This is a genomic window from Streptomyces sp. 35G-GA-8 (assembly GCF_023534745.1).
Lineage (GTDB): Bacteria > Actinomycetota > Actinomycetes > Streptomycetales > Streptomycetaceae > Streptomyces.
Genome location: NZ_JAMHJQ010000002.1, coordinates 345,849 through 369,935 on the forward strand (window position 1 = coordinate 345,849; position 24,087 = coordinate 369,935).

Here is a 24,087-nt window from a genome sequence, read left to right on the forward strand (position 1 = left end):
GACGCGAGCCCGGAACGGCCGGAAAGCGGCCGGGATCCGGACCGCTTCACCATTCCGCCATTCTTCGTTCACCTTCCATGCGCCCGGATGTCAGGCTGCATGACGTGCCGCCGCCTAGCGTCTCGCGGGTGGCCAAGCTCTCTGTTGTCGTGCCGTTCTACAACGTGCAGACGTACGCCCTAGAAACCCTTAGAAGCCTGCGCGCGAACAGCCGCGAGGACTTCCAGTTCGTTCTTGTCGACGACTGTTCGACGGACGGTACGCCGGCGATCCTCGAACAGGCGGCGCGTGACCTTCCGGGGGCGGTGCTCCTCAGACATGAGAAGAACGGGGGGCTGGCCACCGCGCGCAATACGGGTCTGGACGCCGCGGACGGGGAGTATGTCACCTTCCTCGACGGAGACGACTGGGTGGCGCCGGGATATTTCGAGCGATTGCTCGCCTCCATAGAGCGGCTGGGTTGCGACTTCGTCCGTACTGACCACGTCCAGTTCACGGGCAAGGCACGGACGATCCACCGCGTCCCCGTCGGCCGGCGGGACAAGGTGCTGTCGCCCCGGGACGCGATCCTGCCCGCCGACCGCTCCACTTCGGTCGATTACGCGTACGCCTGGGCCGGCATCTACCACCGCCGCCTCGTCGACCGCGGTCTGGTTCACTTCAGGGACGGCCTGCGGACCGCCGAGGACCGGCCCTGGATCTGGCGCCTGCACCGCGAGGCGGAGTCCTTCGCCGCGGTCGGACTGCTCGGGGTCTTCTACCGGCGCGGGGTCGCTTCGTCCCTCACTCAGATCGGTGACGTACGGCAGCTCGACTTCATCCGTGCCTTCGACCAGGTGCTGGCGGAGACGGCCGAGGACGCGGACGCCGACCGACTACTCCCCAAGGCCGTACGGACCTACTGCGCGGTCATGGCCCATCACCTGGACTCCATCGAGAGGATGGAACCGTCAGTGGCACGGAAACTGCGCTCGATGAGCGCGGCCGCACTGAAGCGCATGCCGTCCGACATCCTGGCGGAGACGCTTGACGCGCTCGGCACCCGCCGTGCCGGGCACCTCCGCCGCGTACGCCGCCGTCCCGTCTCCCGCTCCTTGGAGGTCCAGGTCTGATGGCGGGCACATCCACCACTCAGCTGTTCTTCGCGGCCACGCAGTACGCCGCGGCCACCGTGACCGCGGCGCTCAGGGCCGGACAGTTCGGGGCACGGGACGATCACCGGCGCATCCTCGTCGTCAGTGATGTCTCCGCCTCGCCGGAACTGGGCAAGCCGTTCAACGAGCTGCCCGGATTCGGCTGTCTGCGGCCGGAGTTCGACGAGGTCCGCTCGTGGAACGAGTTCATCCGGCCGTTCCATCCGGCGGGCTGGGCCCCGCGTGAGCAGGACGCGCCACTGTGGCAGCGAGCCGTCCGCGAGGCGTGGAACCTGGGCGACGAGCCGGTGGAGATCGCCTGCGAGTCGATCCAGGCCAACCCGTCCCAGGCGGTCGCCATGATCTTCGGCGAGAGCCCGATCCATGTCTACGCGGACGGGCTGATGAGTTACGGTCCGACCCGCTCCAAGCTCGACCCGCTGATCGGGGGCCGGGTCGAGCGGCTGCTCCACCTGGATCTGGTGCCGGGGCTGAAGCCTCTGCTGCTGACCGAGTTCGGCGTCGAGCCCGAGATCGTGCCCACCGACACCTTCGTCAAGGTGCTCGCGGAGCTGGCGGACGCGACGGTGGACCCGGTGACGGATGTCTTGGCAGATTCCGAACCGCCTGCCCTGCTGCTGGGCCAGTATCTGTCCATGCTCGACATCCTCACGGCGCGGGAAGAGGAGGAGCTGCACGTCCTGATGCTCCGTGGCGCCGTGGCACGCGGTCACAAGAACATTGTGTTCAAGCCGCACCCCTCGGCCCCCGCCCACTGGTCGCGGCGGCTTGAGGAGGAGGCCGACCGGCTCGGCGCCCAACTGACCGTGCGGTCGGGGCCGGTGCTCGCCGAAGTGCTCTACCAGCGGCTGAACCCGGCCCTGGTGGTCGCCTGCTTCTCCACAGCCCTGTTCACCGCGGCCACCTTCTACGATCTTCCGGTCGCCCGTGCCGGTACGGAAATGCTGCTGGAACGGCTCACTCCGTACCAGAACAGCAACCGCGTTCCGGTCACGATCGTGGACGCGCTGCTGGCGCCGCTGGAGGAAACGGACCCCAAGCACCAGCCGGACGAGCAACTCGGGGACCTTGTCGCCACCGTGGGCTTCGCGATGCAACCGCAGATCTACCCCGGTCTTCGTCCGCGGGCGGAGCGCTATCTCTCCAAGCATCTGACGTCGCGCACGCTGAAGTACTTCAAGCGCCGACGGCTCACGGCACTGGCGCTACCGGGTGGCGTGCCCGCGCAACTCGCGTTCATTCCGCGCAATGCGACGGTCCGGAGAGTCGTCAGGCGCGCGCGCTCGTTCAAGAAGACAGCCCTGGGCTGAGTCCGGGCGCCCTTTGTCCCGCGCCGTAGGGCGCGGGGCGCCGTGGCGAATTCCTGGCCTCAGAAAGGAGCGGAGTTCCGCGTCGCAGCACGGAACTCCGCTCCAGAACTCAATGCGAGATTTCGGGCCTGGAGTCCCCTACCCGCCGCTGATTACCAGACCCAGTACTGCTCGGGGCCTCGGTTGCAGTCCCAGATAATGGCCGCGGCTCCATTCGCGTCGCTACCGCCGCCCTCGATGGAGAGGCATTTATTGGACTTCGCGTTCCGCAGTTCACCGTTGGAGTAGAGCGTCCAGCCCTGCTCGGGGGCCCCGTTGCAGGTGTACTGGATAGCGGCTGCACCGTTGGCCGTGGAGCCGCCTGCGGAAACCGAGAGGCACTTACCGCTCTTGTAGTTGAGCAGCCCCTCAGGGGTGAACGCCCACTTCTGCTCGTCGCCACCGTTACACGTGTACTGAATGGCCGCAACGCCGTTCGCGGTGGATCCGCCCGCCGCTATGGAAAGACACTTGTTCTTGCCGTTCACAAGCTGAGCATAAACGGCTCTCTCACCGCTCTCCGCCGCGTTCGCGATTCCCGTGCCACTTGCGACAAGCGCTACCGCCGCCAGGCCGGCCATGAAGGTCCCACGAATTGCACCCACGCGCACGATAAATCAGCTCCCAGTTTTCGAGTTTCCTACGAAAAGGACCTCGAAGATCTTGACACATAGCCGCCGCCAACAGTGAGCATTTTCCGGACGCGGCAATGAGCGAACGGGAGGGAAAGCGCACGTGAACTCACGATTTCCCACGATCAATTCGTGCAGCCCGAATCCGGAAGATCTCCGCGAATCGGTCGGCTGTCCGCCCCACAACACGGAGCCGGAACGGCGAGTGATGACTGAATCACGCTCCGCGCCCGGATAGCGATCGCGTCGCGCTGCTCAAGCTCCAGCGGCTGCTGCGCTCGGCCCCGGCCGGCCGAGCCGGACGCCCTCGGCATCGCCGACATCTTCGATGGCTGAACTCAGGGTTCGTTCAGCGGGTGCAGCTGGGCGAACTCGTCGGCGAGCATGCCCATCATGACGAGATCGTGGTGCCGGCCGGCGAAGAACACCTGATCACGGAGGCGGCCCTCCTCGACGAATCCGAGCCGACGCTGGAGCGCCAGGGACGCCTCGTTGTGTGCGAAGACCCGCGCTCCGCACTTGTGGAAGCGCCGCTCGGCGAACATGAACCGCAGCAGCAGTACGACGGCCTCCGCCGCATAGCCTTCGCGCCGGTGATCGGCGCCGATCGTGACGCCGTACTCGAACCAGCCCGCGCGCGGGTCGGCGTGGTACGAGCCGACAGCGCCGACGATCTCCCCCGTTGCGACGGCTTCGATCGCCAGTTGGAAGCAATCGCCGTCGGACGCGGCCGCCGCCTGCTCCTTCGTCCACGCGCGGAAACTCTCGGCGGACCGGGGCGGGCGCAGCAGATCCCCCAACCGCTCCTCGTCCGTGGCGAAGCGCATGAACGCGGTCCAGTCGTCGGGCTCGATACCGCGCAGCCGTATCCGCTCGCCCGTCCAGAACGAAGTCATCCCCTATTCGACCACGCGGTCACCGCGTGGCCGCCCTCAGGCGCTGCTCAGTGACAGCTTCACCGCGAAGCCGAGGAACAGCGCGCCCGCCGCCGATGTCATCCCCGCCGACAGACGCCTGCGGCGGCGGAAGGCGGCGGCGAGGCGTGTGCCGCCGAAGATCAGGGCCGACAGATAGAGGGCGCTGGCCACGTTGGCGAGCAGTCCCAGCAGCACGAACGACAGCGCGGGGTGCGCGTAGCCCGGGTCGACGAACTGCACGAAGAAGGAGATGAAGAACAGGATCGCCTTCGGGTTGAACAGGCTGATCACCAGCGCCCTGCGATACGGCCGCTCCGTCGCCTTCGCCGTCGGCGGGGCGGCGGACGCGGACGCCGCCTCCGTGCGCTCGTGCCGGGTGCGCCACATCGACCAGGCCGCGCGCATCATCCCGATCGCGAGCCAGGTCAGATAGCCGGCGCCGGCGAACTTGACGACGCCGAAAGCCAGCTCATTGGCCTGGAGCAACGACGCGACACCGGCGGCGGAGAGCACCATCAGTACGGTGTCGCCGCACCAGACGCCCGCCGCCGCGGAGTAGCCCGCGCGTATCCCGCGCCGGGCCGCGACGGAGAGCACATAGAGCGAGTTCGGTCCCGGCAGCAGAACGATCAGTACGAGGCCCACCAGATAGGTCGGCAGATCAGTCACACCCAGCATGGCCGGAGTGTCGCACACGCGGACCAACACCCGCATGTGTGTTCAGGGACAGCGAAGGGTGGGCGGAAAGTCGGCGGGGAGTCGGCGGAGAGTCAGCGCGCGTCCGTCGGTACGTACCTCCCCCACACCTCCCGCAACGCGTCGCACACCTCCCCCACCGTGGCCCGCGCCGCCAGCGCCGTCTTCATCGGCGGCAGCACATTCGCCGTCCCCTCCGCCGCCGCCCGCACCCCCGCGAGCGCGCGGTCCACCGCGGGCCGGTCCCGCTCCGCGCGCAGCCGCGCCAGCCGGGCGGCCTGCTGGGCCTCGATCGCCGGGTCGACGCGCAGCGGCTCGTACGGTTCCTCCTCGTCGAGGGTGAAGCGGTTGACGCCGACGACCACCCGCTCACCGCTCTCCGTCTCCCGGGTGACGGCGTACGCGCTGCGCTCGATCTCGCTCTTCTGGAAGCCGAGCTCGATCGCGTCGACCGCGCCGCCCAGGTCCTCGACCCGCGCCATCAGCGCGACCGCCGCCTCCTCGACGTCGTCCGTCATGCGCTCGACGGCGTACGAGCCGGCGAAGGGGTCGACGGTGGCGGTGACATCCGTCTCGTACGCCAGCACCTGCTGGGTACGCAGCGCGAGCCGGGCCGAGGTGGCCGTCGGCAGGGCGATGGCCTCGTCGAAGGAGTTGGTGTGCAGCGACTGCGTACCGCCGAGCACCGCCGCCAGCCCCTGGACCGTCACCCGTACGAGATTGACCTCGGGCTGCTGCGCGGTCAGCTGGACGCCGGCGGTCTGGGTGTGAAACCGCAGCATCAGGGACTTGGGGTCCCGGGCGCCGAACTCCTCGCGCATCACCCGGGCCCAGATACGGCGCGCGGCACGGAACTTGGCGACCTCTTCGAGCAGTGTCGTACGGGAGACGAAGAAGAAGGAGAGCCGGGGCGCGAAGTCGTCGACGTCCATGCCCGCGGCGACGGCCGTCCGTACGTACTCGACGCCATTGGCCAGCGTGAACGCGATCTCCTGCACGGGTGAGGCCCCGGCCTCCGCCATGTGGTAACCGGAGATCGAGATGGTGTTCCACTTGGGCAGCTCGGCGCGGCAGTACTGGAAGATGTCCGCGGTCAGCCGGAGCGACGGCTTCGGCGGGAAGATGTACGTGCCGCGCGCGATGTACTCCTTGAGCACATCGTTCTGGACGGTGCCGGTCAGCGCGGCGCCCGGTACGCCCTGCTCCTCGGCCACCAGTTGGTAGAGGAGGAGCAGCAGCGCGGCGGGTGCGTTGATCGTCATCGACGTGGAGACCCGGCCGAGCGGGATGCCGTCGAACAGCACCCGCATGTCGTCGACCGAGTCGATCGCGACCCCGACCTTGCCGACCTCGCCGCCCGCGAGCGGCGCGTCGCTGTCGTACCCCATCTGGGTCGGCAGGTCGAAGGCGACGGACAGACCCGTCGTACCGTGCGCGATCAACTGCCGGTAGCGGGCGTTGGACTCGGCGGCGGTGCCGAAGCCCGCGTACTGGCGCATCGTCCACGGCCGGCCCGTGTACATCGTCGGGTAGACGCCACGGGTGAAGGGGTACGAACCGGGCTCGCCGAGCTTCTCGGCGGGGTCCCATCCCGCCAGCGCGTCGGGGCCGTAGACCGGTTCGACGGGCAGACCGCTCTCGGTGAACCGTTCGCCGCCGGGTTCGTGTGCCATCTGCTCCGCTCCCTGCCTCCGCTGACGGACCGTCATGACCGGTCGATCATGACGGACTGTAGTGGCGCGCGTACGGCACGGCGCGTACGGCACGTACGGGGCACACGCGGGGCGGACACGGACGCCGACGCGCGGCCATGCGCGGGATCGTGGGGGCCCGAACGGGCAGCATGGCCGGAAGTACTTTCACTCCGGGGAATCACCCACTGGAATTCGTCTCCCGGCAAGGGAAGATGACTCCCGGGCAGGATTCCTCGCCCGCTTGGGCAACCTTGCCCTGCGGGGGACTGTCTGAGGGAACACTGAGGAACGCATGCCATGGATCACGGGAGAAACCGGGGGACGCCGAAGATGCTCAGGACATCCGCCCTACGCAGAGGGCTCGCCACAGCCGCCGTGCTGGCCGCGGGTGTCGGCTGTACGGTGCAGCCGCTCCCCGGGTCGGCCGATGCCAAGCAGGGCGGTGTTCCCGTAACGACGAACGGCTCCTCCCCGGAGCCGTCACAGCCGCCGTCGCCGTCGTCGCCGTCGTCGAAGCCGCCGACGAGCCCCGCCGCCCGCACCACGGCGGCCCCGACGCCCACTCCCGAGCCGCCCAGGACCGCCACGCCTCCCCCACCGCCGGCGCCGACGCCGAGCCGGACCGCGTACCGCCCCAGGACGCTGATGGCGAACGGCTCGGAGAGCGACCGGGTAAGGGAACTCCAGGCGAGGCTCCAGCAGACCGGTCACTTCGATCTCAACCCGACCGGCTACTACGGCTCCATCACGGTCTCGGCCGTCTCCACCTTCCAGAAGGACCGCGGGCTGCCCGCCACCGGCGCGACGGACACCGTCACCTGGCAGCGGCTGGTCGGGCTGACCAGGAAGCCGACCCGTGACGAACTGCGCCCGCCGACCACCAGGCCGGTCGCCAAGCCCGATCCGCGGTGCATGGAGGGGCGGGTGATGTGCATCAGCAAGAGCAGCCGCACCCTCACCTGGATGATCGACGGCAAGGTCAAGTCGGCGATGGACGTGCGCTTCGGCTCGCAGTACACCCCGACCCGTGAGGGCACGTTCACGGTGGGCTGGAAGTCACGGGACCATGTCTCGACGCTGTACGACACCCCGATGCCGTACGCGATGTTCTTCAGCGGCGGCCAAGCGGTCCACTACTCCGCCGACTTCGCGGCCAGTGGGTACGAGGGGGCCTCGCACGGCTGCGTCAATGTCAGGGACGAGAAGAAGGTCGCCTCGCTCTTCGGCCAGGTCCGCACGGGCGACAAAGTGGTCATCTACTGGTAGGTCCTGGCCCTGGGTCCTGGGCCTTGGGCCCTGGACCCCTGGAAGAGGATGGCGCGGGCGGGACCGGGGGAACGTGTCCCGCCCGCGCCGAGTGCGCCGAGCCGTAGGTACGGGGGGAACCCCGGCTCTGTGCGCGGCCGATGACCAGTCGGCTCACTCTGTACTGCGCCGTGGCCCGAAAAAACGTCACACCCGATCTCCCAGAACCGTAAAGCTCCAGTTCAGGAGGGCGTGGGGAACTATTCGACAGATCCCGTGTGCGCGCCCGAACGGGCCGCGACGACAGCCGGATCGGGCTCTCAGTCCGTGCCGGTCGTGCTCGGCGACGGCGACGGCGACGGACCGGCGGTCACGCCCGGCGTCGGGACGGGCGTAGGAACCGGGGTGGGGACCGGCGTGGGATCCGGCGTGGGATTCGGGGCCGGCGGCTCGTACGGCGCGGGCGTCCAGTACGGGGGCGGCGTGGGCGCTTGCTTCGTGGGCACGCCCGGCGACCCCACGAACCCGCCGCCGCCCCCTGCGTCGCCGTCGTCCTCGCCTTCGTCGCCGCCGTCGCCGCCGTAGTCCTCGCCCTTGTCGTTCTTGATGCTGTGGCGCCGGTCGTCGCCGAGCAGCGAGTCGCAGAATCGCGCGGCCCCTTCAGGACCGTCGGTCGCCGACTCCAGGGCTTCCTTGCGCTTCGGGTCGAGCACACCGTCGCGGTAGGCGCGGCAGGCGTTGGCCGTCTTGTTGAACCACTCTCCGGACATGGAGCCCGAGGGGGGACCTGGCCGGTTGTCCTTGTCCTTCCCGTTCGCACCGTGGTCCCCGCCTTCGCCCTCACCGTCGTTCTCGCCGGCGTGGTCACCCTCGCGCGAACCTCCGTCGCCGGGCGTGGGCGAGGGAGGTGGCGAGGGCTGTCCCGTACCGGTCCCGCTCGGGGAGTCCGCGGGGTCGGCCGGGTCCCGGCTCCCTTCGGGCGATCCGGACCCGGAGGCGAGCGGCCTCGGAGAGGCCACCGCCGAGACGGAGTTGACGGGGGTCGGGTTGTGCTCGCCGCCGAAGATCGGCGGCAGTACGCCGGCGCCCGCCGCGACCGCGATGCCGCCGAGCGCACACCCCGCCACCGCCGCGGCGAGTCCCCTGCGCATGGGGCGGGCGAACCGCGGGGCGCGTACGGCGCGGGGGTCCAGCGCGATACGTACCGTACCGAGCAGATTCCCGGCGCCCGCGCCCATGGCGCCGCGGTCCCGGACGGCCCCGCGCGCGTCACCGCCCTCGGCCACGGCCTTGCGGAAGGCGGCCAAGGCGGCGGCTTCGCCGGGAAGTTCCTCTTCGTGCGCGTATGTTTCGTTCGCGTATGTGACGGCGGTCATGTCCCGCAGGGCCTCGGAGAGCTGTTCCGACCGGGCCCGGACGTGTTCGTCCGCCGTCTCGACAGGCTCACCGCGCAGCATTCTCTCCGCCGCGTCCCTGTCGAGCCACGGGTCACGCTCCTCGGCCATCACATGTCCTTCTGCGTCCGCAGGCGCGAATCCGTCACACCCGCGGAGGCCGCGGCTCCGGGCCGCATGGTGCGTTGTGGGGGTACGCCACCGAATCCGCCGTCCTGACCCGGAGCGCCGAGGGACGCCTCGGGGGATGCGCCGGGGAGCGCGTGGGGCGGCGCGGCGGGGTGCCCGGGGTCGTCGGTGTGCTCGGGGTGGCCGGGATGCTCGGGCCCCTCGTCGGAGTCGAGCAGTTCGGCGAGGCGTTTGAGGCCGCGGTGCGCGGCCGTCCGTACCGCGCCGGGCCGTTTGCCCAGCGTCTTGGCCGCGCTCTTCGCGTCGAGTCCGACCACCACCCGCAGGACGACGGCCTCGGCCTGGTCCTGCGGCAACTGCGCGATCAGCGCCATCGTCCGGCCGGTGGCGAGCGCCTCCATCGCCTCGTCCGCCGTGTCCGAATCGGCCGCTTTCCCGGTCAGCTCGGTCTCATCGGCACCGATCGCGGGGCGTCTGCCGCGCATCCGTATGTGGTCGAGGGCGCGGTTACGTGCGATACGGGCGGCCCAGCCGCGGAAGCGGTCGGCGTCTCCGGAGAAGCGGCCGAGGTCGCGGGCAATCTGCAACCAGGCCTCGGAGGCCACGTCCTCGGCGTCCGGCTCGCCGACGAGAGTCCGTAGGTAGCCCAACAACCGCGGGTGCACGGCGCGGTACACAGTACGGAAGGCGTCCTCGTCCCCGTCCTGTGCCGCGAGCACCGCGGCGGTCAGCTCCGCGTCGTCCCCCAGCACTCCCACAACCTGTCCTGAAATCGCGGCTGGTCACTGGCCGCGCCGCCCCACGCGACTCTGCACGCTACGGCGTTCCAGGGCCCGCGTCCATGTCTTGTACAACCTGCAACAACGCGCTGACATTCTGCGGTGTGACAGAAAACGCATCGGTGGCGCTGATATGAGTACGGGGCCGTAACGCGGCTCCGCCGGACGGCGACCGGGGCCTCTCCTGTGGGGGGTGGCGGCCCCGGTCGTCCTCCCCTTGCCCGGTGCGAAATCCACGCACAGACGGGCGAACGGATCCGGTCACCGACGCGAACAGGTCCGGCGCGTGACCAACCGGCCAGACGCCTCATGCGATCCTCCCCCAGCCGATGCGCTGAGCCGTCCCGGGCGCCAACCTGCCCTGCTCTCCTCATGCCAGGCCCGTATGCCGTCTCGGCTATCGAGGCTGCCACGCCCGTACGAGGTCCTCCGGCCCCCAATGCGCGGTGAGCGGCAGATCATCGGTCACCCCACAGCGGGAGACCGCGACCAGTGGAGTGTCCAGGGCGGTACCGGGGACGGCAAGCATGTCGCGCACCAAGGCGTCGTACTCATGACGGCCGAAGGGCTGGGTCTCCAGCCACTTGACCGACCCGACGAAGGACACCTGCCGGGCCACCGGCTCGCGGTCTGCACCGATGAGGTCGATCTCGGGGTTGTTCTGACGGTTCCACCAACCGCCGATGGCCTCGGTCTCGGGCCACTCGTCATTGGGCATCAGACGCAGCAAGGACTCGCGGATCAGTGGCTCGACCGCTCGCCCGCGCCATGTGGTCCATGACCGCTCGATGCGTTCCAGTGCCACGTCACCGCGGCCTCGCTCGATGAGTGGGATCGCGCGTGCCAGGAACGCCAGCCAGAACCGCAGATACGGGTCGGCGATCCGGTAGCGCTTGTTCTTGCTGTCCGGCTTGACCGACAGGGGGAGATCGGCAGCCACGACTCGCTTGGCCTGCAGCATGGCCAGCAACGGGGAGAGCGTGCCGGACGGCAGAGCGCTGGCGCCGCCGGCCTGGGCCGCGATTGCACTGAACGTGCGCTCACCACTGCCAATCGCTTCCAGTACGGCCCGTGAATGCGAAGCCTCGGGGAATTCGCCCAGCAGGGACAGCTCGCCGGCCACCAACAGGGGCGAGAGGGAATTGGCGACCGACGCCCGCAAGAAGTCCGTACGCCCCATCCCCGGCCGCCATGACTGCACGATCTCGGGGAATCCGCCAGTGATCAACTGGGCGTCGACGGCCCCTGCGGCGTCGAGTTCGGTCATGGCCTGCACGTCGGCGAGGTTCAAGGGGTGGACGGTCATTTTCGCCGCCCGGCCGAAAAACGGGCGTCCGTACGACTGCAGCGCCTCCATCACTGATGTATCGCTGCCGACCAGCAGCAGAAGCACGGGCTTGGAGGACAAGTGACGGTCCCAGACAGTCTGGAGCGCGCCCTCGAATTCCTGATCCTGCTCGACCAGCCAGGGCACCTCGTCGATCACCGCGATGCTGGGTGAGTCATCGGGTACCGCGAGCGCCAGCGCGCGCAGGGCCTGGTTCCAGTCCTGTGCCTGAAGGCCGGCGACCAGCTCCGCCCCCGGCAGCAGCGACTGCGCGAGCGTCGCGGCAAAGTCGGCGCGCTCCGTCACCGGGTTGCGCCCCCGGGTGGCCTGGAACACCACGTACGGCGTTCCCGAGCGGTCGCAGAACTCCTGGACCAGTCGCGACTTCCCTACTCGGCGCCGACCCGTCATGATCACAGCCCGCCCCCGAGTGGCCCCAACACCCTCTGCCACGGTCCGGTACTGCTCAGCCAGCAGCTCAAGATCTCCGGCCCGGCCTTGGAACTCCACGACGCACCCCTGAGCGATTAACGCAGATAGATTCTTACGTAGATTGAATCTTACTTTACCCGGGTCAGCACCAATCCACCGTGCCCTGCCACGGGCGAGGCGGCAAGCCGTCCATACGCGCCGTGCAGGGCCGGAACCGTAGGCCGAGCGGAGGAGGCCCGAAGAGCGACTGATTCCGCGAGTAGACCGACCCATTCGAATTCGCCGAAGGAAAGGCCGCACTCGATTTCACTTCCAAGTGCGACGATTTCCCTATAGTGCGGAATTTGCGGACGCCGGCGGGTCATCATTTTCTACCGCACTTTAACGCCACTGGGACGGAATGTTCGCCATTTGCTCGGTCCTGTTCCAGCCGTGGGGCTTCGACAACGGATCGTTCCAGGTGAAACCCGAACCGGCCCAGTAGGTCCGGAAAGATCTGACTCCGGCCGGCAGGTTGTCTTCGTAGCCGAACGTGACACCACAACAGACACAGATGTCGTGGCTACCGGCCCCACCCTCTCGAATAGGGTATCCGCCGTAATCGTACCCACACACACGGCAGATGTATTCGATCTCAGACATCTGTGAGTGGCTCCCCTTCTTCGAATCACGCCTCAAGGGAGATCGATTCCCTGAGTCTTAATGCCTGTTCAGGGGCCCTTGATGGCTCAGTCGGGCCAGGGGGTGGCGGCCCCGGTCGTCCTCCCCTTGCCGGGTGCGAAATCCACGCACAGGCGGGCGAACGGATCCGGTCACCGACGCGAACGGGTCCGGCGCAACCGCCGCCTCCGCCCTCAGGCGCTTCCGCCCCAGCGCCGCGTCCGCCCCTGGTGCTTCCCCCCTCGGTCAGCCGCCCGCCCGCGCGCGGCGCGATACCACCGCGCGCAGCACCCGCTGTCCCTCGCTCGACAGGTCCAGGGCCCGGCGCACGCCGGCGGCCCCCGGTGTCTCGGCGAGGACCTCCAGGATCGCGATCTGGCGCCGCAGTTCGCCGGCGGTCAGCGGTCCGATCCCGTCCGTGCTCTCCGCGCCGTCCGCCGCGTCCGCCACCGCGCCGCTGTCCTCGCGGCACCGCGCGAGCCGTTCCGCCGCGGCGTCGGGTCCGTCCTCGGCCGCGGCGTCGAACTGCTGGTGGATCTCCAGCGCAACGACGGAGCAGGTGTCGGCCCAGGTCCGCAGCGAGTCGGCCGCCCACTCCGAGGGCGCGGCACCGAGCATGGTCCGTACGAGCGCGGTGGTGACATCGGGCGCGGGGCCGGCGATGGCGTCCAGGGCCTCCCTCGACGCCGACAGCCGCGCCGACCAGTCCCGTTCGCCGCTCACGACCCCCGCCCACAGCGGTCGCAGGACCTCGGTCTCCTCGGCGAGCAGCGGCAGACAGCGGTCGAGGCAGGCGAGCCCGCTCGCGGCGAGGCCGCGCTCATCCGCTTCTGTGATCAGCTTCACCAGGCTCATTCACGTCTCCCGTCACGGACGCAGTACTGCCCCCTTGCCCCCTACTGCGTCGAACGGCTGAAATACGTCACTCGTTGATCGTCCGGAGCGCACCCTCGGCTCGCTCAGGGTGGCTATACGCCGGGTTTCTCCGGTACGCCCGGGATTCCGAGTCCATCCAGAAGCCGGAAGAATAAGTCCTCGCCGAAAGATTCCGGCCGCTTCAGGCGCAGCAGTTCGAGGAGCGTCCCGGGCTCCACGGCGGCGCTCACCGCGCTGCCCGCCTCGGTGGCCCAGGCGACGGCCCGTCGTGTCGCGTCCTCGGCCGACAGGAAGAGTTCTTCGAGAACCATGTCGTTCGCGGCGAGATGGCGGGCCATCGGCTCCCGCGCCAGACAGGCGTACCAGGACCCGCTCTCGGGGGCCGCCGCCTCCACCGCCACGCACTCGCTGCCCATCACGAAGCCGAAGAGCACCGGCGATCCCATGGCCCTGGCCAGCGCGCCCATGTCACCGATGTCGGGCTCGCTCGGATGCCGCCACACCTGCCAGCCGTCGGACCGCTCCTGATGGAGCGTCAGATCGTTGCGTACGGCCGCGAGCGCCGGCTGCTCGGCGAGCGGGCGCTCGCTCCTGCCCACGACGAAATAGCCCCAGAAACCCATATCCCGCTCCCCCGTACCCACGCATATGTGGGCTACAGCGTCACCCGGCCCGTAAGACCGCGACCCGGACGGCACGGATCCATCACAAGGCCGCCACCTCGCATCCACAACCGCGCGGGCGCGGCCCCGCTCCCTCCCGTATCGACCGGTCAGCCGGCGCTGGTCACCTTCGTCGCGAGCGACTGGAACGCGCTCCAACTCAGGGTCGGTTCGGCCGGGTTCCACACCTTCTGGGAGAGCGCCGCCAGCGGCATCCTGATCCCGTTCGCCACCTGGTCCTGGGTCTGCGCGTTCGGGAAGTCGCCCCAGACCGCGAACAGACCGCCCTGGATCTGCTTCGAGTACCGCTCGGGCACCGGTGTCGTACCGCGCAGCACCAGCGGGGTCCACTGCTCGTAGATGCGCTTCCCGGTCGGGTAGATGAAGTTGTTGGGCTGGCCGAGCACGTAGTACAGGTACTCGTCGTTGAAGTTCACGACCTTGCGCCCCTCGTTCAGATACTCCACGGGGGGCCGGGCCCCGATCTCCCTGCCCGTCCAGTACTGGACCTCCAGGTCGGGATCGGCCTTCACGACACCGCCCCTGAAGAGCCCGTCGTTCCAGACCTTGAACTTCTTCTTGTACGGGGCGAGGGCCGCGGCGCGGTCGTTCGTCCAGGCGGTCGTCAGATCCTGGACCGTGCCGTTCGGTCCATACTTCTGGACCGCGAGCTTCGCCAGCTTCGGGTACGACGCCTCCGGATTGGGCACCACCAGCGCCTGGTACTCGTCCGCGCCGAGGTTCCAGTACGGCCCCTTGAACAGCTGGGCGAACTCACGGTCCAGTTCGTCGATGAGCTTCGCGGCGGCGGGCTGCGAGATGTCGATCGCGCCCTTCGTGGCCACCCCGCTCACATTGCGCAGCTGGAGCGAGGGGTAGGCGCGCAGGACCGCTCCCAGATGTCCCGGGGAGTCGATCTCCGGGACGACGGTGATGTGCAGCTGGTCGCCGAGCGCCAGGATCTTCCTGACGTCGGCCTTGGAGAGATGCTGCGGGGAGACGATCTCCGGGTGGGTCGTGGACTCTATGCGGAAGCCCTGGTCGTCCGAGAAGTGCAGACCGAGCTGGTTGAGCTTGAGGTCGGCCATCTCGCGCATCCGGGCCTCGATCCAGCCCGGTGTGTAGTACTTGCGGGCGATGTCGAGGTTCAGCCCGCGCTGCGGGCGGGCGGGACTGTCCTGTACGACGCCCTCCGGCAGCACGCCGTCGGCGCGTATGGACTGCTTGAGCGTGCGGGTGCCGTAGAAGACCCCGGCCTGGTCGGGCCCGGTGATCCGGACCCGGCCGCCGCTCGTGGTGAGCGTGTACGACTCGGGGGAGCCGCTGCCGCTCTTCAGCGCCAGCTCGACATCGCCGGCCCGGGCCGCGACCGCGCCCCGGTAGGCGATCTTCAGCTCCTTGGCGAGCAGCTTCCCCTCGTCGGCGAGGCCATCACTGCCCTTGGCTATGACGACCCCGCTGTTCGAGGCGGGTTTCCAGCCGGGACCGCGAGCCGCCTCGTGCTTCCGTACGGAGGGTATGCCGCGCGGAGGAGTCGAGAGCGGATACGACCGTGTGGGTGACGGCGAGGTGGCGGGAGTCGCGGCGGAACGGTCCCCCTGGCCGGAGGTGGACCCCTGCTGCGACCGCGCGTCCCCCGGTGAACCGGAGCCCGTGCCCGTGGAGCCACATGCCGACACCGAGACAGCGGCGGCCAGCGCGAGGACCGCCCCGGCGGCTCGGGCACCCTTCGATGGCGATATCACTCGTAAACCTCCTATATGCGGCTATCCAGCGAAAGTGCGACACGATTACGGCGAAGGTCGCACGGCGGCGTCCATCTCGCGCGCCGAAACTCTCCCATCCGGGTGAAAATCGCGCATCCGTCGGATGTCTCCAGCAGTGCGTCGATAACGTTTACGAAGCAATCCCCACTCCGAGCTCAACCGGATCACGCGCAATCTCGTCTTTCCGTACGCATGTCCCCTCACGCACGTCCCCTCACGCACGTCCCCTCACGCATGTCCCCTCGTCCGCCCAGGGCGTCCGTCCACCGCTGTCCGTCGCATCGCGACCGCCCTTCGCGTCCCTCACGCACAGCGCATGCCGCACTACTTCTGTCACACCGCAGCCGTCCCGCCGCGTTCGAGGAGCCCACGCTGTCCCGCGCGTCCCACACCGGCCACCCGACCCACCACACCAACGGGCCCGCCGACGCCGACCTCGCCCTCGGCGCCGACCTCACCCCCGGCGCCGACCTCGCCCTCGGCCTCCGACGTTTCAACGCTCTCCCGCCGGGCGTCGCCGAGGCCGCGCTGCTCGCCTGCTGCGGCAGCCGCCGCTGGGCGCAGCGGATGGCCGCGCACCGCCCGTACCACGATGCCGACTCACTGCTCGCGGGCGCCGACGAGGCCGGCTACGACCTCGCCCCCACCGACCTCGCGGAAGCGCTCGCCGCCGAGGCGTCCTCGGGCCCGCCCCTCAGCGCGCCCGCCGCGGCCAGGACCGCGCTGCGCGCCGCGCACGCCGCGTACGAGAGCAGCTTCGGCCACGCCTTCGTGATCAGCCTCGACGGTCACCGCCCGGAGGAATACCTCGACCAGGTGCTGGCGGGGATCCGCGCCCGGCTCTCCCACGACCCGGACCACGAGAGATCCGTCTCCGCCGAGGAGCTGCGAAGACTCGCCCGCGGCCGGCTGACCCGTCTGCTCGCCTCCGGCCTCCGCATGGAAACGGAAGCGGACGCCAGTACCCCGGTCGCGGCGGACTGTATAGCCGGAAGCGGGCATTCAGGCTGATGGATAGCCCGTCCGTGGCTGTTTGATTGCCTGTTTGATCACACCTATGGGCCCCCGGGCGAACGAACCGACAAGTCGTCGCTACGATGGCCGGGGCCGGTGGACCGTACCCGGCCGGGCGCGACCGACACCACTGTGCTTGATTGAGTAGAAGATGGCGGCCGGCCCCGATCCCCGCTCCCGGAGGGTTTTTCCGTGCCGGCTGGAACGCTGTACCGCGGCCGGGAAGGAATGTGGTCGTGGGTGGCTCATCGAGTCACCGGCGTGCTCATCTTCTTCTTCCTGTTCGTACACGTGCTGGACACCGCTCTCGTCCGTGTCTCGCCCGAGGCATACGACGACACCGTCGCCATCTACAAGACGCCGGTCGTGGCGCTGCTTGAGTACGGCCTTGTGGCCGCCGTTCTCTTCCACGCACTCAACGGCCTGCGCGTCATCGCCGTGGACTTCTGGTCCAAGGGCCCGCGCTACCAGAAGCAGATGCTGTGGACCGCCGTGGGCATCTGGTTCATCCTGATGGTCGGCGCCCTCTACCCCGTGCTCGGCCACGCCGTGCGCGAAGTCTTCGGGAGCTGAGAGTCCACCGATGTCTTCCAACAACGCAGTCACTGAGACCTCTTCCGCGATCGGTTTCGTCGAGGGCGAGAGCCTCTACGACGTCGATCATCCGGCGCCCGTCATCGAGGCGCCGCGCCAGCGGACCAACAAGACCCCGAAGGCGACCCGCGGCAACTTCGAGATGGCCGCGTGGCTCTTCATGCGGCTGTCCGGCGTCGTGCTGGTCGTGCTGGTCATCGGTCATCTGCTGATCCAGCTGGTGCTCGACGGCGGTGTGTCCAAGATCGGCTTCGCCTTTGTGGCCGGCCGCTGGGCCTCCCCGTTCTGGCAGGTCTGGGACCTGCTGATGCTGTGGCTGGCGATGCTTCACGGGGCGAATGGCCTCCGTACGATCATCAACGACTACGCGGAGCGCGCCAATACGCGCCTGTGGCTCAAGGGCCTGCTGTACACCGCCACGGTGTTCACCATCCTTCTGGGCTCGCTGGTGATCTTCACCTTCGACCCGAACATCCGCTAAAGCCGGGGCTGACGAGACAATGAAGATCCATAAGTACGACACCGTCATCGTCGGCGCCGGTGGCGCCGGTATGCGCGCGGCCATCGAGTCGACCAAGCGCAGCCGTACCGCCGTGCTGACGAAGCTGTACCCGACCCGGTCCCACACGGGCGCCGCGCAGGGCGGCATGGCCGCCGCGCTCGCCAATGTGGAGGAGGACAACTGGGAGTGGCACACCTTCGACACGATCAAGGGCGGCGACTACCTGGTCGACCAGGACGCCGCCGAGATCCTGGCGAAGGAGGCCATCGACGCCGTCCTCGACCTGGAGAAGATGGGCCTGCCGTTCAACCGGACCCCGGACGGCACCATCGACCAGCGCCGCTTCGGCGGTCACTCCCGTAACCACGGCGAGGCGCCGGTCCGCAGGTCCTGCTACGCCGCGGACCGTACGGGCCACATGATCCTCCAGACGCTGTACCAGAACTGCGTCAAGGAAGGCGTGGAGTTCTTCAACGAGTTCTACGTCCTGGACCAGCTGCTGACCGAGGTCGACGGCGTCAAGGTGTCCGCCGGGGTCGTGGCGTACGAGCTGGCCACCGGCGAGATCCATGTCTTCCAGGCGAAGTCGGTCATCTACGCGTCCGGCGGCACCGGCAAGTTCTTCAAGGTGACCTCCAACGCGCACACCCTGACCGGTGACGGCCAGGCCGCCTGCTACCGGCGCGGACTGCCGCTGGAGGACATGGAGTTCTTCCAGTTCCACCCGACGGGCATCTGGCGCATGGGCATCCTGCTCACGGAGGGCGCCCGCGGTGAGGGCGGCATCCTGCGCAACAAGGACGGCGAGCGCTTCATGGAGAAGTACGCGCCCGTCATGAAGGACCTCGCCTCGCGCGATGTCGTCTCGCGCTCCATCTACACGGAGATCCGCGAGGGCCGCGGCTGCGGTCCCGAGGGCGACCACGTCTATCTGGACCTGACGCACCTGCCGCCGGAGCAGCTGGACGCCAAGCTGCCCGACATCACCGAGTTCGCCCGTACGTACCTGGGCATCGAGCCGTACACGGACCCGATCCCGATCCAGCCGACCGCGCACTACGCCATGGGCGGCATCCCCACCAACGTCCAGGGCGAGGTCCTCGCGGACAACACGACGGTCGTTCCCGGGCTGTACGCGGCCGGCGAGGTCGCCTGCGTGTCCGTGCACGGCGCCAACCGGCTGGGCACCAACTCGCTGCTGGACATCAACGTCTTCGGGCGCCGTTCGGGCATCGCCGCCGCCGAGTACGCGGCGAAGAGCGACTACGTCGAGCTTCCCGAGAACCCGGCGGCGCTGGTCGAGGCCCAGGTCGAGCGGCTGCGGAACTCCACGGGCAAGGAGCGGGTCGCCACGCTGCGCCTGGAGCTCCAGGAGTGCATGGACGCCAATGTCATGGTGTTCCGCACCGAGCAGACGATCAAGACGGCGGTCGCGAAGATCGCCGAGCTGCGCGAGCGCTATCTGAACGTGTCCGTCCAGGACAAGGGCAAGCGGTTCAACACGGACCTGCTGGAGGCCATCGAGCTGGGCAACCTGCTCGACCTGGCCGAGGTGATGGCGACCTCGGCCCTGGCGCGCAAGGAATCGCGCGGTGGTCACTACCGCGAGGACTACCCGAACCGCGACGACGTCAACTTCATGCGCCACACCATGGCGTACCGCGAGGTGGGCGACGACGGCACCGAGTCGATCCGGCTCGACTACAAGCCGGTCGTCCAGACCCGCTACCAGCCGATGGAGCGTAAGTACTGATGGCTACCCCGACCATGGACAAGCTGGAGGCGCTGGAGGCGGACTCCACCTCCTCGCATCTCATCGCGGTCACCTTCCGGATCCGCCGCTTCAACCCGGAGGTCTCCGCCGACGCCGAGTGGGAGGACTTCCGGATCGACATCGATCCGAAGGAGCGGGTACTCGACGCCCTCCACAAGATCAAGTGGGACATCGACGGCACGCTCACCTTCCGGCGCTCCTGCGCGCACGGCATCTGCGGCTCCGACGCGATGCGGATCAACGGCCGTAACCGGCTGGCATGCAAGACGCTGATCAAGGACATCATCTCCACGGACAAGACCGGGGCCGTCAGCAAGCCGGTCACGATCGAGGCCATAAAGGGCCTCACGGTCCTCAAGGACCTGATCGTGGACATGGACCCGTTCTTCCAGGCGTACCGCGATGTGATGCCCTTCCTCGTCACCAGCGGCAACGAGCCGACGCGTGAGCGGCTCCAGTCCGCCGAGGACCGCGAGCGCTTCGACGACACCACCAAGTGCATCCTGTGCGCGGCGTGCACATCGTCCTGCCCGGTCTTCTGGAACGACGGGCAGTACTTCGGCCCCGCCGCGATCGTGAACGCGCACCGCTTCATCTTCGACTCGCGTGACGAGGCCGGGGAGCAGCGCCTGGAGATCCTCAACGACAAGGACGGCGTGTGGCGTTGCCGTACGACGTTCAACTGCACGGACGCCTGCCCGCGCGGTATCGAGGTCACGAAGGCGATCCAGGAAGTCAAGCGCGCGCTGATCACGCGCCGCTTCTGAGCGCCGCTTCCGAGCGCCGGGCCGGCGCTGGTTCGGTGCTGGTTCGATGCTGGGTCCCGGCCGGGGCCCGAGGGGCTCGTTTCTGTGGGCACGTCATACAGAAACGGGCCCTTCCTGTGTCAGGATCGAGGCTGCCGACAAGCCCAGGGGAACGGGGAGATGACGAGATGACTGAGCCCAATCCGTACGCGGACGGCGAGTACAAGTGGGGGCCGACGCCCGGCACTCCGCCGGGCAATCCGCCGACCGGCGCGCCGGGGGTACCGGAGTACGACTTCCCCAACCCGACGCTCGCCGACGGAGTGGCGGGCGCCCCCACCGCCGGCTACGGCTACCCCGGCGCCACCCCCGCCCCGGGCTACGGCTATCCGCAGTCCGGCGCGATGTCCCCGGTACCGACGGGCGCCACCGGAACGCCGCTGGTGTCGATCGGTGACATCACGGTCGTGGGCGACTCGATCATCACCCCGTCGGGCACGCTCCCCCTGAGGGGTGCGGTCTGGAACGCGACGGACATGTCCCGCACGGAGGAGAAGATCCCGACGCACGCCATCATCCTGGCCATCGTCTTCTTCATCTTCTGTCTGCTGGGGCTGCTCTTCCTCCTGATGAAGGAGAAGACGACGACGGGCTTCATCCAGGTCACGGTGACCAGCGGCGGCAGGCACCACTCGACGATGATCCCGGCCACCAACGCGGGCACGTTCCAGATGGTGATGGGCCAGATCAGCTACGCGCGGTCGATCAGCGCGATGTGATCTCCCGTCCCTGGGACCACCGGGACCGGGGGGGGCGGCCGGGACCCCGAGCCGGCTGCCGACCTCGGGCGGGTGAGCCCTGCGGGGCGCGCGGGAGTGGAGTGGGGCGGCCCGGCACCGGCTCAGCGAGCTGGCGTGGGTGGGTAGTTGGGACTCATGCCCCGTGTCTGAGCGAGGACTTCAGCTGCGGATCAGGACCAAGAGGTATCCGGGATGGGCCGGGGTCGGTCATGGCGGGTGGGGGCCGCCCCTTGGGTTTCAGTTTCGCGGTTGCGGGTCGGGCGTCAAGGGCGCTCCTTCGTCGCGTCGGCAAGCCGATGGGCTGCGCCCACCCTTGACACCCAACCCTCCACCGCAAGTGCAGCTTTGAGGGGGGCGGCCCGGGGGGAGGGGTCCCCGGGGGGCTGAGTTTGTGGGGCCGGTCCTTTCCCGGCCTGCGGCCCGGTGGGCGGTCTGCGCAGCAGTCGAATGGGGCGGCCCGACACCGGCAAAGCGACTGACGGTCGGGGAGTGGCCGGGACTCATGCCCCGCTGTGAGGGCCCGTTGTCGGATGACACCTGTCAGCCGAGGCGGACGGACCTGCCACCTGCACCCAATGTCCCAGTTTGGAAGGGGCTTTGGGGAGGGCTCCGGCGGGTCTTGCGTCCTGAGTTCGGTTAACCAGGCCCCATGACACATCACTCCCTCCGACCGGCCCAATCAGCACCTCACCAGCCACACCCGCCCCACCGCCCCAGGGCGCGTGAGCAGAGGGACAGGTGTGACCCATGGGGCGGCCAATGGGCCAGTCAGAGCCGGTGATGCGTCATGGGAACGACTTAACTGCACTCAGGACGCATGACCGGCCGGGGAGCCCCCAGAACAGCCCGCCAAACTGGGACATAGGGGGTGGCTTGCGGGTCCGTCCGCCTCCGTCGACAGGTGCAGGCGACAACGAGTCCGCACAGCGGGGCATGAGTCTCAACCACCCACTCACGCCTGCTCGCTGAGCCGGTGCCGGGCCGCCCCACTCCACTGCCGCGCGCCCCGCAGGGCCCACCAACCTGCGGTCGGGAACCGGCCCCTGGCACATGGGTGCTTCCCCGGGGACCCCTCCCCCGGGCCGCCCCCCTCAAAGCAGCACTTGCGGTGGAGGGGCGGGAGTCAAGGGTGAAGCGAAGCGGAATCGGCGAAGCCGACGCGACGAAGGAGCGCCCTTGACGCCCGACCCGCAACCGCGAAACTGAAACCCAGGGGCGGCCCCCACCCGCATCCACACGTCCCGGCCCACCCCGACTACCCCTCGGCACGAACCCGCACCCGACCTCACCGCATGCGCCTCTCCTCCGGCGGCGGGTGGCCGAAGATCCTCTCGAACAGAACAGCCGCCCGGGAAGTCCGCCGATCTGATCGCTACGCATCTGAAAGGGCTGAAGTAATGGCCAGTGCGAACATGCTGTCCGTCGAGTGGCGGCGCAGCAGCTACAGCACCAACGGTGGGAACTGCGTGGAAATAGGCGACGGCATCGCCGACACCGTCCCCGTCCGCGACTCCAAGAACCCCACCGGCCCTATCCTCCTCGCGTCCCACACCTCCTGGACCGCCTTCCTCGCCCTCGCCAAGGCCACCACCGTCTGACCCTGCCGTCGCGCGCCGAATGTCAGCCGTCCGCCCTCCACACGGGAACGCCAGGTGAACCCCGCGAGTTCGCCTGACATGACGAGCACCCTGTTACAGATCGCAGGAGGCGCGGTCGCGCTGGGCGTGGCTGTGTTCCTCGCGGATCGCGTGCTGCTGTGGATGGAAAGGCGAGGCTGGGTCTACTGGCGCAAGCGCAAGGGCCTGTCCTCCATCGGCATGGACTTCGCCCAGGAGATCACTCCCGGGGCACAGGCCGCCAAGCACGCCATGGAGCAGGAGCGGGTGCGCAAGAACGTCAGGCCGGCGGACGAGCCGCCCTTCCGGATCGACCTGGACGAGGGCGTGGTGCGCGTTCGTCGTACGGATCACGGCGGGCAGGGCCGGTAGAGCCCGCGCCGAATCCGTGGAGCGCGCGCTACGCGTACGGCGACGCCATGCGAAGGGGCGTGCGAAGCACTCCCTCCTCCGCATTAGGCTCGGTCGGTGTGACGGACAAGCTCAAGGCAGCGAAGACGGCGGCCAAGGCCCCGAGATCCCCGCTCCCCAAGAGCGAGCAGACCCGCACGCTCATCCTCGAAACCGCGCTCCGGCTCTTCCAGGAGCGCGGTTTCGACAGGACGACCATGCGGGCCATCGCCACGGAGGCCGGGGTCTCGGTCGGGAACGCGTACTACTACTTCTCGTCCAAGGAACATCTGGTCCAGGGCTTCTACGACCGGCTCGGCGCCGAACACCGGCTGGCCGCGCGGGCCGTGCTCGACCGGGAGACCGATCTGGAGGCACGGATGGCGGGCGTGCTGACGGTCTGGATCGATGTCGCGACGCCGTACCACGAGTTCGCCGCGCAGTTCTTCAAGAACGCCGCCGACCCCGAGAGCCCGCTGAGCCCCTTCTCCCCCGAGTCGGAACACGCGCGCGACGCTGCCGTCGCCGTCCACCGCGAGGTGCTGGCCGGTTCCAAGGCGAAGGTCGCGGACGAACTGGCGGACCTGCTGCCGGAGTTGATGTGGCTGGCCCAGATGGGACTGGTCCTGTACTGGGTCTTCGACCGCTCCGAGGGCAGCGAGCGCTCACGCCGGCTCGCGGAGCGCGGCGCCCGGCTGACCAGCAGGGGCATCGCGCTCTCGCGGTTCCGGGCGCTGCGGCCGCTCGTACGGGAAGTGCATGAGCTGTTCGAGGACTTCCTGCCGGGGATGGCCGAGGTGGCCGCGACGCGCGCCTCCCGGAAGCCGACGACCGGCCCGAGCTGACCGCCACGTCAGCAGCGTAAGCCCCCGCCCGTCGTCAGCCCCCGCCCGCCGTCAGCCCCAGCCGGCCGTCAGCCCAAGCCCGCCGTCTCGGTCC

Annotated in this window: 22 protein-coding genes; 12 read left to right on the top strand and 10 right to left on the bottom strand. The window is 68.9% G+C overall.

The annotated features are described in order from the left end of the window. Window positions 1–128: 128 nt before the first annotated feature. Entirely contained in the window at window positions 129–1,112 is a 984-nt protein-coding gene (locus M1203_RS04705) for a glycosyltransferase family 2 protein (RefSeq protein ID WP_249948209.1), read from the top strand. Beyond that, window positions 1,112–2,464 carry an alpha-2,8-polysialyltransferase family protein gene (locus M1203_RS04710; protein WP_249948210.1) on the top strand — a complete coding sequence of 451 codons (1,353 nt, stop codon included), beginning with the start codon at window positions 1,112–1,114 and terminating at the stop codon, window positions 2,462–2,464. The genes M1203_RS04705 and M1203_RS04710 overlap by 1 nt, the downstream gene beginning before the upstream one ends. A 152-nt stretch (window positions 2,465–2,616) precedes the next feature. Here the strand turns inward: M1203_RS04710 and M1203_RS04715 are convergent, their stop codons facing one another. The 4 genes from M1203_RS04715 to M1203_RS04730 all read right to left on the bottom strand — a co-directional run bounded on the left by M1203_RS04715 (window position 2,617) and on the right by M1203_RS04730 (window position 6,421). Beyond that, a complete protein-coding gene (locus tag M1203_RS04715; RefSeq protein ID WP_249948211.1) occupies window positions 2,617–2,991 on the bottom strand; it encodes an RICIN domain-containing protein in 375 nt (124 codons plus the stop codon). A 482-nt stretch (window positions 2,992–3,473) separates the two neighbouring features. Next, on the bottom strand, window positions 3,474–4,031 hold the full coding sequence (locus M1203_RS04720; RefSeq protein ID WP_249948212.1) for a GNAT family N-acetyltransferase: 558 nt from the start codon (window positions 4,029–4,031) through the stop codon (window positions 3,474–3,476). Window positions 4,032–4,067: 36 nt separating this feature from the next. Further along, the gene (gene leuE, locus M1203_RS04725) at window positions 4,068–4,730 is read right to left on the bottom strand and encodes a leucine efflux protein LeuE (RefSeq protein WP_249948213.1); all 663 of its coding nucleotides are present in this window, start codon (window positions 4,728–4,730) and stop codon (window positions 4,068–4,070) included. 92 nt (window positions 4,731–4,822) lie between these two features. Then, window positions 4,823–6,421: a methylmalonyl-CoA mutase gene (locus tag M1203_RS04730; RefSeq protein WP_249948214.1), complete on the bottom strand. Its 1,599-nt coding sequence runs from the start codon at window positions 6,419–6,421 to the stop codon at window positions 4,823–4,825. Window positions 6,422–6,739: 318 nt separating this feature from the next. Here M1203_RS04730 and M1203_RS04735 point away from each other — a divergent pair, with 318 nt between their 5' ends. After that, the gene (locus M1203_RS04735) at window positions 6,740–7,708 is read left to right on the top strand and encodes a L,D-transpeptidase family protein (RefSeq protein ID WP_249948215.1); all 969 of its coding nucleotides are present in this window, start codon (window positions 6,740–6,742) and stop codon (window positions 7,706–7,708) included. Between the two features lie 299 nt (window positions 7,709–8,007). Here the strand turns inward: M1203_RS04735 and M1203_RS04740 are convergent, their stop codons facing one another. The 6 genes from M1203_RS04740 to M1203_RS04765 all read right to left on the bottom strand — a co-directional run bounded on the left by M1203_RS04740 (window position 8,008) and on the right by M1203_RS04765 (window position 15,688). Continuing rightward, complete coding sequence (locus M1203_RS04740; protein WP_249948216.1) at window positions 8,008–9,192, bottom strand: hypothetical protein; 1,185 nt, start codon at window positions 9,190–9,192, stop codon at window positions 8,008–8,010. Then, entirely contained in the window at window positions 9,192–9,962 is a 771-nt protein-coding gene (locus M1203_RS04745) for an RNA polymerase sigma factor (RefSeq protein ID WP_249948518.1), read from the bottom strand. The genes M1203_RS04740 and M1203_RS04745 overlap by 1 nt, the downstream gene beginning before the upstream one ends. Window positions 9,963–10,386: 424 nt before the next feature. Then, window positions 10,387–11,826 carry an ATP-binding protein gene (locus M1203_RS04750; protein WP_249948217.1) on the bottom strand — a complete coding sequence of 480 codons (1,440 nt, stop codon included), beginning with the start codon at window positions 11,824–11,826 and terminating at the stop codon, window positions 10,387–10,389. A gap of 828 nt (window positions 11,827–12,654) precedes the next feature. Next, complete coding sequence (locus tag M1203_RS04755) at window positions 12,655–13,263, bottom strand: hypothetical protein (protein ID WP_249948218.1); 609 nt, start codon at window positions 13,261–13,263, stop codon at window positions 12,655–12,657. A gap of 113 nt (window positions 13,264–13,376) precedes the next feature. After that, window positions 13,377–13,907: a hypothetical protein gene (locus tag M1203_RS04760; protein ID WP_249948219.1), complete on the bottom strand. Its 531-nt coding sequence runs from the start codon at window positions 13,905–13,907 to the stop codon at window positions 13,377–13,379. Between the two features lie 149 nt (window positions 13,908–14,056). Further along, window positions 14,057–15,688, bottom strand: a complete 1,632-nt coding sequence (locus M1203_RS04765; protein ID WP_249948519.1) for a glycoside hydrolase family 20 protein — start codon at window positions 15,686–15,688, stop codon at window positions 14,057–14,059. A gap of 258 nt (window positions 15,689–15,946) precedes the next feature. Here M1203_RS04765 and M1203_RS04770 point away from each other — a divergent pair, with 258 nt between their 5' ends. The 9 genes from M1203_RS04770 (at window position 15,947) to M1203_RS04810 (ending at window position 23,993) form a co-directional block, all read left to right on the top strand. Continuing rightward, window positions 15,947–16,723 carry a 2-oxo-4-hydroxy-4-carboxy-5-ureidoimidazoline decarboxylase gene (locus tag M1203_RS04770; protein ID WP_374401884.1) on the top strand — a complete coding sequence of 259 codons (777 nt, stop codon included), beginning with the start codon at window positions 15,947–15,949 and terminating at the stop codon, window positions 16,721–16,723. 195 nt (window positions 16,724–16,918) lie between these two features. After that, a complete protein-coding gene (sdhC, locus tag M1203_RS04775; protein WP_308404834.1) occupies window positions 16,919–17,299 on the top strand; it encodes a succinate dehydrogenase, cytochrome b556 subunit in 381 nt (126 codons plus the stop codon). A 10-nt stretch (window positions 17,300–17,309) separates the two neighbouring features. Continuing rightward, window positions 17,310–17,801: a succinate dehydrogenase hydrophobic membrane anchor subunit gene (locus M1203_RS04780; protein ID WP_249948220.1), complete on the top strand. Its 492-nt coding sequence runs from the start codon at window positions 17,310–17,312 to the stop codon at window positions 17,799–17,801. A 19-nt stretch (window positions 17,802–17,820) separates the two neighbouring features. Next, the gene (gene sdhA, locus M1203_RS04785; protein ID WP_249948221.1) at window positions 17,821–19,575 is read left to right on the top strand and encodes a succinate dehydrogenase flavoprotein subunit; all 1,755 of its coding nucleotides are present in this window, start codon (window positions 17,821–17,823) and stop codon (window positions 19,573–19,575) included. Further along, window positions 19,575–20,363, top strand: a complete 789-nt coding sequence (locus M1203_RS04790; RefSeq protein WP_249948222.1) for a succinate dehydrogenase iron-sulfur subunit — start codon at window positions 19,575–19,577, stop codon at window positions 20,361–20,363. The genes sdhA and M1203_RS04790 overlap by 1 nt, the downstream gene beginning before the upstream one ends. Before the next feature lie 167 nt (window positions 20,364–20,530). Further along, entirely contained in the window at window positions 20,531–21,121 is a 591-nt protein-coding gene (locus M1203_RS04795) for a hypothetical protein (RefSeq protein ID WP_249948223.1), read from the top strand. Window positions 21,122–22,539: 1,418 nt separating this feature from the next. Continuing rightward, window positions 22,540–22,740, top strand: a complete 201-nt coding sequence (locus tag M1203_RS04800) for a DUF397 domain-containing protein (RefSeq protein ID WP_249948224.1) — start codon at window positions 22,540–22,542, stop codon at window positions 22,738–22,740. A 78-nt stretch (window positions 22,741–22,818) separates the two neighbouring features. Then, window positions 22,819–23,130 carry a hypothetical protein gene (locus M1203_RS04805; RefSeq protein ID WP_249948225.1) on the top strand — a complete coding sequence of 104 codons (312 nt, stop codon included), beginning with the start codon at window positions 22,819–22,821 and terminating at the stop codon, window positions 23,128–23,130. A 47-nt stretch (window positions 23,131–23,177) separates the two neighbouring features. Then, window positions 23,178–23,993, top strand: coding sequence for a TetR family transcriptional regulator (locus M1203_RS04810; protein WP_374401890.1), 816 nt, complete (start codon window positions 23,178–23,180; stop codon window positions 23,991–23,993). Window positions 23,994–24,087 lie beyond the last annotated feature (94 nt).